This window comes from Dysgonomonas sp. ZJ279 (assembly GCF_011039205.1).
Classification (GTDB): domain Bacteria; phylum Bacteroidota; class Bacteroidia; order Bacteroidales; family Dysgonomonadaceae; genus Dysgonomonas.
The window spans coordinates 300164-313637 of record NZ_JAAKEL010000003.1 but is presented as its reverse complement, the minus strand read 5'-3'; the positions used below and the strand labels follow the sequence as shown (position 1 = coordinate 313637).

Sequence of the window (13474 nt, the reverse complement as noted above, 5' to 3'; positions counted from 1 at the left end):
TCTTATCATATAGAAACAGAATAGCCTTGAATTACATCAAGGCTATTCTGTTTTTACATATTACTTAATAATTCCACCACCCAGTGCCTTATATAAAGTAACAAGCGACGTAAGGTCCTCCAAGTTTGCTTTATTAAGAGCTATTTCAGCATCAAATAATTGACGCTCTGCATCGAGCACATCCAAATAACTAACCAGACCATTTATATATTGCAATTTAGCCAGTTCGTGGTAAGATCTTGCCGATGTGTAAAGAGCTTCGTTTGTCTGGCGTACTTCACGCATTTTCTGAAAAGTTATTATGGCATTATTTACTTCTTTAAATACCCCTAGAACAGCTTTTTCGTAGCTATATACCTCTTGTTCATAAGCAGCTTTCGCCGCATTATGTTTAGCTTTATTTTTACCCATATTAAATATAGGCCCGGTTAATATACCGGATACAAACCATGTCGGACTACTCAAGAAGTTTGCCAGTTCGGTATTCTCTCCACCTAAACGACCAATAAGATTCAACGAAGGAAACATATCTGTATAAGCAATACCGACATTTGCATTAGCCTGAATTAATTTCTGCTCTGCCTGTAACATATCGGGACGGCGCTTCAATAAAGATGATGGCAGATCGATAGGTAAACCCAAAGGCAACTTCTTCGGATCGAATCCCTCTCCCCTCTTTATAGTACCGGAAGGAAATTCGCCTGCTAGAACGAACAAATCATTCTCCTTTAATTTCAGTTCATTCTCCAAGCGAGGAATAAGTGTTTCGGTACGTGCCAACTCCACTAAACTCTGACGATAAGGTATCTCCGATGTAAGTCCACCCTCGTAACGAAGCTTTGCAAAACGAACGCCTTCGCGGCGAGCTTCCACCGTTTGTTTCACGATTTCGAATTCACGATCCAAGGCTTTTAGTTCAAAATAATTTTGTGCAACTTGCGATATTAATGTCAATTGCAATGCTTGTCGGGCATCCACCGATTGCATATAAGCGGCAATAGCAGCATCATTCGCCCAACGGAGTTTCCCCCAGATATCGACTTCCCACGACACATTTAAATTGGCTCGTAGTTCGGGCGAATATTTTCTACTATCTCCCCCATAATTTAAATATTCTTTTTGCCCTGCAACTTCACCACCCAGATGTGGAAACAGGTTAGCAAAACTAATACGATTATTCGCCGCCATTTCGTTAATTCTCGCAGTAGCAATAAGAACATCTTGGTTATGTTCGAGAGTTTTAGATATCAATTCCAACAAAATAGTATCTGAATAAAGCGTACTCCAACCAATATCGGCTGTACTACCCTCTCCCATTCCTCTTGTATCAAAAGTGTCAGGCATATCAACCATTTCGACAGGTTCATATTTTTGCCCTATTTTACATGAGAAAATAGCAGTAATACAAATTAAAGTGGTTATTATATATTTGATTTTACTCATACTTATTCTGTTTATTTCTTTTCATAAATCTAGGAAACTTCAATTCAGGTATCTTAAATTTATTTTTAGCCTTATAAACCATCACGAAGAAGAAAGGCACCAGTATAATACCAAATGTAATCGCAACAATCATACCGAAGAAAACTCCTGTACCTATCGAGTGGCGACTAGCCGATCCCGGACCCGATGCTAACACCATCGGCAACATACCCAATACAAAAGCTAACGAAGTCATTAGAATAGGACGAAACCGTAATTTAGCTGCTTGCATTGCTGCATAGATTGGTTGCATTCCTTTATCGACCTGTATCTTTGCAAATTCGACTATCAATATTGCATTTTTCGTCGCAAGACCAATCAGTGTTACTAATCCTATCTGAAAATATATATCATTATCTAATCCTACCGCCCAAATACCAAGAAATGCGCCTAATGCTGCCACGGGCAAAGATAATAAAACAGCTATCGGCACTGTCCAGCTTTCATACAAGGCAGCTAAAAACAAGAAAACAAATAAGAAGACCAACGCCATTACTATCCCGGTCTGTCCACTAGCTTTTTGCTCCTGAAAGGATAGTCCACTCCATGCAACACCAATATTTTCGGGCAAATGCTCGTCAGCTATATCCTGTATTACATTCATAGCCTGTCCCGAACTATATCCTTTCGCTGGGGTAACCTGCATCGAAGCCGATGTATACATATTAAAGCGGCTGATATTACCCGGACCTGTTGTATAACTTGTTGTACCTAATGCGGTAAGAGGTATCATAGATCCATTCGCTGCTTTTACAAAGAAAAGATTTATGTCATCGGGAGTTGCTCTATACGATTGATCAGCCTGAATATACACTTTATATATGCGGTTGAACATATTAAAATCGTTCACATAAACCGAACCCAGATAAGCCTTCATCGTAGAAAAAATATCAGATATAGGAACACCTAATAATTTAGCCTGATCCCTATCTACATCAAAATACAACTGAGGTATCTCAGATTGCAACGAAGATGAGATATTAGCTAGTTCTTTAGATTGCCCTGCATAATGCATAAATGTATCAGTCGCTGCCACCAAATCATCCCATGTTGCATCAGAACGAGCCTGTAATTTCATTTCCACTCCACCGGCTGAACCCAATCCGGGTATAGCTGCCGGTCTGCTCACAAAGGCTCTAATCTCGGGATAATTATAAAATTCTTTTTGAGCATCGCGTATAACATCATCGACTCCTACACTTCGTTCCTTCCACGATTTAAGGATAACTGTCAACGTTGCACGACCTTGATTTGTTCCCACACGAGGACTAGATCCTGTCACATTCTGCACATGGTCTACTGCTTCGTGATGGTCAAGATATGCCACGGCTCTGTCCGTAACAACTCTTGTACGTTCTAACGTCGCACCTTCAGGCATTTCCAATTCAACAGTAAAATATCCCTGATCTTCCTGCGGTATAAAACTTGTAGGAACTATTTTATTGAGTACGAATATAAAAACCATTATCATCCCAAAACCTGCCATAATGCGGCGAGGATTATTGATAACCTTTAGCAAGATACTTGCGTATTTTTTATTTCCTTGATTCAGCCATATATTTATCTTGCGGAAAACAAAGTTCTTCTTCTTTTGCGATGGTCGCAATATGAGGGCACACATAGCCGGACTGAGCGTTAAAGCTACTACTGCCGATATCAAAACAGATACTACAATTGTTACAGAGAACTGTCTGTATAGCGAACCGGTAATTCCATCCAGAAAGCTTACTGGCACAAATACGGCAGCTAATACCAATGAGGTAGCAATAAGTGCTCCTGCCAACTCTTTCATTGCCTGATGAGTTGCCTCACGAGCATTAAGCCCCTTTTCCTCCATTATGCGCTCGACATTTTCGACAACGACAATAGCATCATCAACAACTATACCTATGGCGAGAACTAAACCTAAAAGAGTCAGCATGTTTAAAGAGAATCCCATCAAAAGCATAAACCCAAAAGTTCCTATTAACGAAATTGGTACTGCTACAATAGGGATTAATGATGCTCTCCAGTTCTGTAATGATAAGAACACAACAACAATTACAAGAAACAGCGCTTCGAATAGTGTTTTATATACTTCGTGAATTGACTCCGAAATATATTCTGTCATATCGAAAGGGATCAAATAATCGAGACCTTCGGGAAAATCCTTCTGGATCTGCGTCATCGCCATTTTCACCTCATTAGCAACCTCCATTGCATTAGCCCCAGGAAGCATATAAATACTTAGCATTGTTGCATATTTCCCATTCAATCCACTTTCGGTACTGTATGATGAAGCCTCCAGCGACACACGGGCAACATCGCGCATACGAATAAATGATCCGTCGCTACCTGCTCTTACTACAATGTCTTCAAATTCGCTGACTGTCGACAATCGACCTTGCGCAGTGATCGGCATTGCAACATCAACATTAATAATAGGTTGCTTACCTAACTCTCCTGCTGCCGATTCACGATTCTGATCTTTGAGCGCATCCTGTAAATCTTTTACTGTCAACCCAAAACTGGCTAAACGATCGGGATATACCCATATCTGCATACCATAATAGCGACTACCGACATTCGATACACGACCAACACCGGGTATACGTCTGATTACATCGAGAATATTAATAGTTGCGTAGTTGCTTAAGTATATTTCATCAAACTTAGGATCCTCAGATACTAAGGCTATTGTCAATAATTGGCTGGCTGCTTGTTTCTCTACAGAAATACCGTTCTGCAAAACTTCGGCCGGCAAACGGGACTCCGCTAGTTTTACTCTATTCTGTACTTCCACAGCAGCTAGGTCTACATTTGTGCTGACATCGAAAGTAACAGTTATAGATAATCCTCCCGAATTGGAACTACTGGATTCCATATATATCATGCCGGGAGTACCGTTCAATTCTTGCTCGATGGGTGTTGCTACTGCCTGCGAAACAGTGGTTGCACTTGCTCCGGGATAAGATGCACTGATCTTAACCATAGGAGGCGTTATTTGGGGATATTGTTCAATAGGAAGAAGAGCCAAACCTATAATACCCGTAATAACTATCAGTAATGACAGGACTGTAGATAAAATGGGGCGGTCGATAAAAAATCCAGGTTTCATTCTTTTCCCTCCTTCTTAGCTTGTTGCTCTCTGACCGTAGCTTCTATTGCCTCTTCTTCGTTACGAGTACGCGGTATAACCAATTGCCCATGTGTCAATTTCTGATATCCTTCTACTACAATGTTTTCATTAGCAGATAGCCCGCGAGTAACAACAATTTTATTATTCTGTTCAGGACCTGTTTCTATATATCTTTTTTCAGCAATACTATCGGGGCGTATAACAAATATAAATGCACCACCCTTTTCTATGATAATAGCTTTTCGCGGAACAACCACTACATTCTCCAATACATCGAGAAGTAATTTTACACGTGTAAACTGTCCGGGGAGTAGCACTTGGTTCGGATTAGGCAACTCAGCACGTACCCCAAAAGTTCCCGTTTTGGGATCTACCAACGGAGATGCAAAATCGACGATACCTTTTGCTCCATATACCGAATTGTCGGCTAATGTAACAGTTACTGTCGGTTGCCATGAGCGTGTTGTATCTAATTCACCTAAATGCACATTTCTGCGCTGGCTCCTCAGATAATCGAGAGACGTCAATTTGAAATCGACTAGTACAGTATCACGCTTAACAACCGTAGCTAATAATGATTTAGCATTATTGCCTACCAAAGTCCCTATGTCGACATATCGTTCACTTATATAACCCGATAAGGGTGATCTCACAACAGTATAACTAAGTTCTAATTCGGCTTGTTCCAGATCGGCTTTACTCATCGACACGTTTGCCTTCGTCATATCCAATGCTGCTTCCGCATTATCTAAATCTAACTGACTGGCCGCATTTTGTTGGTAGAGAGGACGCAAACGCTCTGCATCACGCTGTGCTTTTGCTTGTTGAGCTTCATCCTTTTTTAGTTGAGCCTTTGCCTTTTCTACACGGGCTTTATAAGGTGCGTTATTAATATAAAACAGAGGCTCGTTCACCTCTACTTTTTTACCTTCATTGAAAGTCATTTTTTCTAAAAAGCCTTCCACACGTGCACGGATCTCTACATTGCGCGAAGCACGGATAAGCCCGACATAATCGCCATAAATTTCAATATTATCTACTGTAGCCGGTTCTACTTCTACAACAGGAGGTTCTACTGTTGTCTTTTTACAAGCACTGAATAAGAAAATAAAAATACAGACAGAGAGTAATGAGAGGTTTGTTTTAATATTCTTCATATATATTGAAATTTACAGGAATACATCCTATAGATTAACATTTGATGTGTGAAATTGTTTTTCTCCAATTCCACAAAGGTAAGTATAGAAAGCTAAAGGCTAAAACCAGTCTTTATTTTTTATATTAATTTAAAACAAAAAAGGCTGTATGAAATGATTCATACAGCCTCTATATTGATCGGATTTTTTATTATTCGATAGTAAGAATAACGACTCCTTCGAGTACAGAATCACCTGTACTTACTGAGATTGAAGCTACTTTTCCATCCAAAGGCGAGTTGATCGCATTTTCCATTTTCATGGCTTCAAGCATAGCAACTGTCTGACCTTTTTTAACTTGGTCACCTACATTTACCATTATATCAATAACGATTCCCGGAAGTGGAGACTTAATCGCACCAGCACCCGTACCTGCAGGCTTGCCTGCTGCTGGGGAAGAAGCTACAACTGGTCGCTGAATTCTAGGTGCAGCCACCTCTTCTTCTTTTTTCTCTAACTCTACTTTGTAAGAAGTACCGTTTACTTCCACTTCGGCTAGAGTATCTTCCATTTTATTAACGGCAACTGCGTATTCTTTACCGTTGATTTTATATTTAAATGTTTTCATACAACTAATTATTCAAGTTTTATTTTCTACTTGGCATTACCAACATACCATTTTCTTTAGCGCTCCATGGCAAGAAATCCTGTGCAGGTCTTTTGAACGTAAGCACATTGCTTTCTACATCATGTACCTGATCTTGCATTTCATATATTGCCATCGCAATAGCTGCTAATACGTCTGCCGGTATATTATTTTCACTCATAATTATATTCTTTTAGAGATTATAGAGGCAAGTTATCATGCTTTTTAGCAGGATTAGTTTGCTTTTTAGTTCTCAATTGTTCTAATGCACGGATTACACGGAAACGTGTGTTACGTGGTTCAATAATATCATCGATATAACCATAGCGGGCAGCGTTGTAAGGATTACAGAACAGTTTGTTGTATTCGTCTTTCTTAGCCGCAGCAACTTCTGCTTGTTTAACAGGATCAGTCTCTGCTTTGATTTCCTTAGCATATAGTACTTCAACAGCACCGTCAGCACCCATAACTGCAATTTCGGCAGTCGGCCATGCATAGTTGATATCTCCGCGAAGTTGTTTACAACTCATTACGATATGAGAACCACCGTACGATTTACGAAGTGTTACAGTAACCTTAGGCACAGTAGCCTCACCGTAAGCATAAAGTAATTTTGCACCATGAGTAATAACACCACCGTACTCCTGACCTGTACCTGGAAGGAATCCGGGAACGTCAACCAATGTTACTATTGGAATATTGAACGCATCACAGAAACGCACAAAACGAGCCGCTTTACGTGAAGCATTAATATCTAGTACACCAGCCATATATTTAGGTTGGTTAGCTACGATACCAACAGATTGTCCGTTGAAGCGAGCGAAACCTACAATAATATTTTTAGCATATGCCGAATGAACTTCCAAGAATTCGCCGTTATCAACAACAGCACCGATCACTTCATACATATCGTATGGTTTGTTCGGATTTTCAGGGATAATTTCGTTCAACAAATCATCCATTCTTGCGATAGGATCTTTGCATTCGCGTCTTGGAGCTTCTTCCATGTTGTTAGAAGGAAGGAATCCAAATAGTTGACGGATTAGTGCTAAACCATCATCTTCGTTGCCAACAGAAAAATGAGCAACACCCGATTTAGTTGTATGTACACTTGCACCACCTAATTCCTCTTGAGTTACATCTTCACCTGTTACGGTTTTCACTACTTTAGGTCCTGTAAGGAACATGTAAGACATGCCCTCTGTCATTAAAGTAAAGTCGGTAAGAGCCGGAGAATAAACAGCACCACCGGCACATGGACCGAAGATACCGGAAATCTGAGGGATAACACCCGAAGCTAAAATGTTACGTTGGAAAATTTCAGCATAACCAGCAAGAGCATTAATACCTTCTTGAATACGTGCGCCACCCGAATCGTTAATGCCAATAACAGGAGCACCTACTTTCATAGCCATATCCATCACTTTACAGATTTTCATAGCTAGAGTTTCAGATAAAGATCCTGCAATTACAGTGAAATCCTGAGCAAAGACGTAAACCAGACGACCTTCGATAGTTCCACAACCGGTTACAACACCATCACCTAGGAACTTAGTTTTCTCCATTCCAAAGTTTGTACAACGGTGCTCTACAAACATATCAAACTCTTCGAAGCTTCCTTCGTCGAGTAGAATCGCTACGCGTTCGCGTGCTGTGTATTTACCTTTTGCGTGTTGAGCTTCTATTCTTTTCTCACCACCGCCAAGACGAGCTTTTGCTCGAAGTTCAATTAGCTCTTTTACTTTTTCAAGTTGGCTCATGTTTTTATATTTTATAATTCAATATGATTTTATTCTAATAGAAAATGACTTTACAACAGATAGTCTATGTGTAAAGCCATTTATTAATTTCTTATTTCTTTGGTGTTTCACAAAGCTCGGTCAACACGCTACCTGTCGATTTTGGATGAAGGAAAGCTATATCCAAACCTTCTGCTCCGCGACGTGGTGCTTTATCAATTAACTGAACACCTTTTGCTTCCACTTCAGCAAGAGCGTTAGCAACTCCATCCTGAACGCACCATGCGATGTGATGTATACCTTCACCTCTTTTTTCGATAAATTTGGCGATTGTACTTTCAGGACTTGTTGGCTCTAATAATTCAATTTTAGTTTGTCCTACTTTGAAGAATGCGGTTTTTACTTTTTGGTCTTCAACAACCTCAATGCTATAGCATTTCAAACCTAACACTCCTTCGTAATAAGGTAGTTGTTCTTCGATACTTTTTACGGCAATACCTAAATGCTCGATGTGTGAAATATCCATGATTTATTAAAAATAAAATGTTATTATTTAGTTTTGACAAAAGTACTACTAAATTATAAGACAACGAAATTTATACAATAAAAAAAACACATACTATTGCACACTTTTCGAAGAACTGTGCAACAATCTTATAATACGGAGATTCACTATAAACCACATACTTTTCAATAAAATTAAATAACGACTCAAAAAATAAATATTCTGCAAAGCAGTTGAAAACAAACATATCTGCCCATAATTAAGTTAAATACATGTTAATAATTAGTTAATTTAACGTTTAGGTAAAACTTTTTTGAGTTTTATTCCTTATCTTAAAAGAGGTAAGATGTCCAACCCTAATTAAAGTTATTTATTATGAAAACAGATGACACTTTAAAAAAGAGTGGAAGCATCGTCTACAAGGTAGATCCTGAAAGATTATCTATCAGCTCATTCAATATTAGCCAGATTAATGTAGAAGATACCACCACAACGTATGAGAATTTCTCAATGGAATGTACCTCTAGCAAATTAGAACTTAATTTGGATAGACTTCCTGCTAAAATTAAAGGGATTATGTATTTTAAAACAAAAGATGAAGCCCGTGATTTTATCAAGAGTCAAATCGGTATGTAAAACCATTTAACTTCTTATGATTTTCAAAGTAATATAGTTAATTGTAATACTTTGAAACAAAATAAAAAAACGCATCGGCTTTAACACCCATGCGTTTTTTATTTTATATAATATATTTAGTCCATACGATAACCAAAAGATCGGAGTATATTATCGCGGCTTCGCCAATCCTTCTCTACTTTGACATACATTTCCAAGAATATTTTCTTATCGAAGAATCGCTCCATATCTTTACGAGCCATAGTACCAACTTTCTTCAAGGCTGCACCCTTGTGACCAATAATAATACCTTTTTGGGTATCACGTTCCACAATGATCAGTGCTCGAATATTTATAATTTCGCGTTCGTCTTTAAATTCTTCTACTACAACCTCGACAGCATAAGGAACCTCTTTTTGATAATACAAAAGTATCTTTTCGCGGATAATCTCAGTCACAAAAAAGCGAGCCGGACGATCGGTTAAAGCATCTTTTTCGAAATAAGGAGGAGACTCGGGTATTAACTGTAATATTCTATTCTTCACTACATCTACATTAAACTTACTTATTGCAGATATAGGGTATATCTCAGCTTTGGGCAACAATTCTTTCCATGCGGCAACCAAAGTTTCCAATTCCTGTTGGTTACTCTTATCTATTTTGTTTATTAACAGTAAAACAGGTACATCAGTACGCTGAACTTTTTGAAGAAAAGCTTCATTTTTATCAGTCTTTTCTATCACATCTGTCATATAAAGCAATACATCCGCATCACTTAAAGCCGATTCTGAGAAATTGAGCATCGACTCCTGTAACTTATAATTAGGACGAAGTACTCCCGGAGTGTCAGAATATACAATCTGATATTCGTCAGTATTAACGATACCCAATATACGGTGTCGTGTAGTCTGAGCCTTGGAAGTAATGATAGAAATCTTCTCTCCGACCAATATATTCATTAATGTCGACTTACCGACATTAGGGTTACCTACTATATTTACAAATCCTGATTTATGCATTCCATTATAATTAATTGACAACAAAAGTACAAAAGTTTTCGTTGCAAATAGAAAACTATACCCGCAGATTGATCATAAAAATAAAGTAACAGAACTATTTATACCAAACAATGTTATAGAATTGAATGACCAATCTTACAAATATAACTGTTAGCTATCATGGTGTGTTGTCTATTGGCAAAGTTTTACTACTTTTGTCAGCGAAAAAAATACAAACAATTCTACATAAAGCAAAGTAGCTTTGATACACATATGAGACAAATAACACATCTTATACTTTTACTTTTCTTATTCTTCGAAATATCGGCTTGCAAAAACAATGAAAATGTCAAAATTAGTGAGTCCGGCAAAAAGGAAGTTGTCAGATCAAAGTTCGCAAGAAATTATCCGGATTTCAACCCTCAGGAATTTCATGAGATGTTTCAAGAGCATGTGCAATCAGATTCAATATTATCATTGCTATACTCCAATAATGATTACAAGCCGCTTTGGATAAATGACACTTTGAACACGACAAAGGTACAGAGTATCATAGCGATACTAAGCAATATCGATGAACATGGGATTCCTGAAAACTTATTCCCAACAAATAGTATTCTTTCAATAACCGACTCTATTGATTCCGGAGTATTTTCTGACAATCTGGATTTACTATATGTAAAAATGGCTGAATTGGAAGAAATGACTACTAAAGCTGCTGTAAAATATACCAGAGGTATGACATACGGATTTCTTAACCCTAAGAAACTTTTTGGAAAAGATGATTATAGCATAACAATACTTCAAGCTGATTCTACTTTTAATACTCAATTATATACCGATATCATTAAAGATCCGATTGCCACAATGGAAAAGTCGCAGCCAACAGATGAAATATACCTTAAAATGCAAGCTGCTTATAAAGACTACGAAAATAAAAAGGATATAAAGTTTGATAAAATTGAGAATAAGGGCGATAACATAGGTTATAGGATTGGGGATCGGAGTAAAAACATATCAGCAATAGCACAACGTTTGCTGATAACAGGAGAATATAGTGCAGATTCGACAAGCAGTGATAGTTTACATCAGGTACTGGACAACGAGCTTCTTGCCGCAATAAATACATTCAGAAAAAAACATTCTTATCCTGAAGATAATGAGATTGGCAGCTTAACCATAGAGGCGCTAAACAGACCCTTCGAATACTACCAGAACACCATTCAGGCCAACATGGAGCGCTATAGATGGAAAAGAGCAAAGAAGAATGAAGATAAGCATATAGAAGTAAATATTGCAGCATTTAAGTTAATAGCGGTTCAGACTGATAGTGTACCACTAATTATGAGAGTTTGTGTTGGCAGCATTGGCAATAAAACTCCCACACTTCAAAGCGACATTGCATACATGAACCTCAATCCGGTGTGGAACGTACCGACAAGTATTGCACGTAAAGAGATTAGTGTCGCTCAGAAAAAAGACCGTACATATCTTTCGCGTAACAATATGAAGTTATATAAGGACGGTAAAGAAGTGGATGCTTCTAGTATAGATTGGGACAAAGTGAATCCCAGCAAATTCGGATATACTATAAAACAAGGGTCGGGCTATAGCAATTCACTTGGCCGTATTAAGTTCATGTTCAACAATTCTTTCTCGGTATATTTGCACGACACTCCTAACCAAAAGGCTTTCGGCAGAAGGAATAGAGCAATAAGCCATGGATGCGTAAGAGTACAGCGCCCCGTAGACCTTGCTTTCTTCTGCACATCGCCATCGTCAGAGATGTATAAAGACCAGCTTCTTTTCAGTATCGATAGAGAACCGATGAGCAAAGAAGGCAAAAAATTAAAAAAAGAAGATAAGCTAAAAAAGATTGGAGATATAATTAATCCTAAAGTGAAGATATCTTTATTTATCGACTACCAGACTATATACACACAGCCTAATGAAGATGATCTCTACTATGCTGACGATGTGTATGGGTACGATACTATTATACTTGAGGCTCTGAAGAAATAAAATACTTTATTATACAAAAAGGGTCGGTTTGATATCAAACCGACCCTTTTTGTATAATCAGATAATTCTTTATTTTTCCTCAAATAGTTCTGTGGCCATTTTACCCAAATTCTCCACACCTTTCTTCGCTTTAACAGCAAAGCTATCAACCTTATCAGTTATTTTATCCGTATAGTTCTGTGTTTGCTCCGAGACATTATTATAAAATCCTTTTACTTGTTGAACTACATTCTCCTGCTTCTCCTTTGATAGTTTATTCCATGCAACATCAAGACCTTCTCCATCAAGATAATCTTTGAAGACAGATATAGCTTTAACAGCTTGATCTTTTGTCAATCCTGCTTCATTTTGCAGTTTATTTATAATATTTTCCATACCATTCTATTATTTCACATTGCACACATATACAACCCGAAACAAATTTGCAAAATAAAACGGGAACTGTAATACAGTCCCCGCTTAAAATATATTAAATGTATACATATCAGAATCTAAAACCTAACCCAATATAAAAGTTACGATTTCTACGGACATCTCCGGCTATAGCAGATATATTATGAAGACCATACTCATAGCCCATTGTTATTCCATATATATCATATATAGCTCCGACACTAAGCCCTGCACCATAATCGAACCTTTTTAATTGACCTAAACTTGTTAAATGGAAAGTCTGCTGATCGCCGGAATTTACATCACTTACATTCGTTTGTGTTCCAGCTATAGTTGTTATCGTTCCTGTAACATTACTAAGACCTTTAAAACCATATGCAACATATATACCACCATTAATATTCAAAGCAAAATTATTTGTGAAGTAATGCTCGAGTCCGACATTAAAGGGTACCTGTACATAATTGGCATCAACCCACGTTCTTCGATCGACTAATGTTGTTATGCCACTATTCCGATCTACACTATACGAGTTTTCATGCTGTTTCAATCCTTTTTTGGTTATAAAAAAACCTGTTTGCAACTGAAAATCGCCAAGAACCTTATAGCTCACAGTTCCACCAAACTGAACTCCAATCTTAGGCTGTTTATACATATTACCACCTTGTATGTCCATTTCAGCAAAATTTAATCCAAATCTAAAATCGCCCCGAAGTTTTCGGGTTTTTATTCCTTGGGCATTCAGGCTTGTGTAGCTGAATAAGATGCACATAAACAAGAGTATCTTATATTTTATTTTCATAAGGCCAATATAGTAATT

At 37.9% G+C, this 13474-nt stretch carries 12 protein-coding genes; 2 read left to right on the top strand and 10 right to left on the bottom strand.

Going from position 1 to position 13474, the window contains the following annotated elements; all coding sequences use genetic code 11:
- Positions 1–60 precede the first annotated feature (60 nt).
- The 7 genes from G7Y57_RS06655 to mce all read right to left on the bottom strand — a co-directional run bounded on the left by G7Y57_RS06655 (position 61) and on the right by mce (position 8647).
- The gene (locus G7Y57_RS06655) at positions 61–1443 is read right to left on the bottom strand and encodes an efflux transporter outer membrane subunit (protein ID WP_165021424.1); all 1383 of its coding nucleotides are present in this window, start codon (positions 1441–1443) and stop codon (positions 61–63) included.
- A complete protein-coding gene (locus G7Y57_RS06650; RefSeq protein WP_165021423.1) occupies positions 1436–4579 on the bottom strand; it encodes an efflux RND transporter permease subunit in 3144 nt (1047 codons plus the stop codon). The genes G7Y57_RS06655 and G7Y57_RS06650 overlap by 8 nt, the downstream gene beginning before the upstream one ends.
- Positions 4576–5757 (bottom strand): efflux RND transporter periplasmic adaptor subunit, encoded by a 1182-nt coding sequence (locus G7Y57_RS06645; RefSeq protein ID WP_165021422.1) that lies wholly within the window; start codon positions 5755–5757, stop codon positions 4576–4578. The genes G7Y57_RS06650 and G7Y57_RS06645 overlap by 4 nt, the downstream gene beginning before the upstream one ends.
- 190 nt (positions 5758–5947) lie before the next feature.
- Positions 5948–6364, bottom strand: coding sequence for a biotin/lipoyl-containing protein (locus G7Y57_RS06640; RefSeq protein ID WP_165021421.1), 417 nt, complete (start codon positions 6362–6364; stop codon positions 5948–5950).
- A gap of 19 nt (positions 6365–6383) precedes the next feature.
- Positions 6384–6563, bottom strand: a complete 180-nt coding sequence (locus G7Y57_RS06635) for a hypothetical protein (protein WP_165021420.1) — start codon at positions 6561–6563, stop codon at positions 6384–6386.
- Positions 6564–6582: 19 nt separating this feature from the next.
- Positions 6583–8142, bottom strand: a complete 1560-nt coding sequence (locus G7Y57_RS06630; RefSeq protein ID WP_165021419.1) for an acyl-CoA carboxylase subunit beta — start codon at positions 8140–8142, stop codon at positions 6583–6585.
- Positions 8143–8233: 91 nt separating this feature from the next.
- Complete coding sequence (mce, locus tag G7Y57_RS06625) at positions 8234–8647, bottom strand: methylmalonyl-CoA epimerase (protein ID WP_165021418.1); 414 nt, start codon at positions 8645–8647, stop codon at positions 8234–8236.
- 354 nt (positions 8648–9001) lie between these two features.
- Between mce and G7Y57_RS06620 the strand changes: the two genes are divergently transcribed.
- Entirely contained in the window at positions 9002–9262 is a 261-nt protein-coding gene (locus G7Y57_RS06620; protein WP_165021417.1) for a hypothetical protein, read from the top strand.
- 116 nt (positions 9263–9378) lie between these two features.
- Here G7Y57_RS06620 and era read toward each other — a convergent pair whose 3' ends face one another.
- On the bottom strand, positions 9379–10260 hold the full coding sequence (gene era / locus G7Y57_RS06615) for a GTPase Era (protein WP_165021416.1): 882 nt from the start codon (positions 10258–10260) through the stop codon (positions 9379–9381).
- A gap of 252 nt (positions 10261–10512) precedes the next feature.
- Here era and G7Y57_RS06610 point away from each other — a divergent pair, with 252 nt between their 5' ends.
- Positions 10513–12261, top strand: coding sequence for a L,D-transpeptidase family protein (locus G7Y57_RS06610; RefSeq protein WP_165021415.1), 1749 nt, complete (start codon positions 10513–10515; stop codon positions 12259–12261).
- 69 nt (positions 12262–12330) lie between these two features.
- On the opposite strand, the gene G7Y57_RS06605 is transcribed toward G7Y57_RS06610, so the two are convergent.
- Together G7Y57_RS06605 and G7Y57_RS06600 are read right to left on the bottom strand one after the other, a co-directional pair.
- Positions 12331–12636, bottom strand: a complete 306-nt coding sequence (locus G7Y57_RS06605; protein ID WP_165021204.1) for a hypothetical protein — start codon at positions 12634–12636, stop codon at positions 12331–12333.
- Positions 12637–12745: 109 nt separating this feature from the next.
- On the bottom strand, positions 12746–13456 hold the full coding sequence (locus G7Y57_RS06600) for an outer membrane beta-barrel protein (RefSeq protein WP_165021414.1): 711 nt from the start codon (positions 13454–13456) through the stop codon (positions 12746–12748).
- Between the last annotated feature and the right edge of the window lie 18 nt (positions 13457–13474).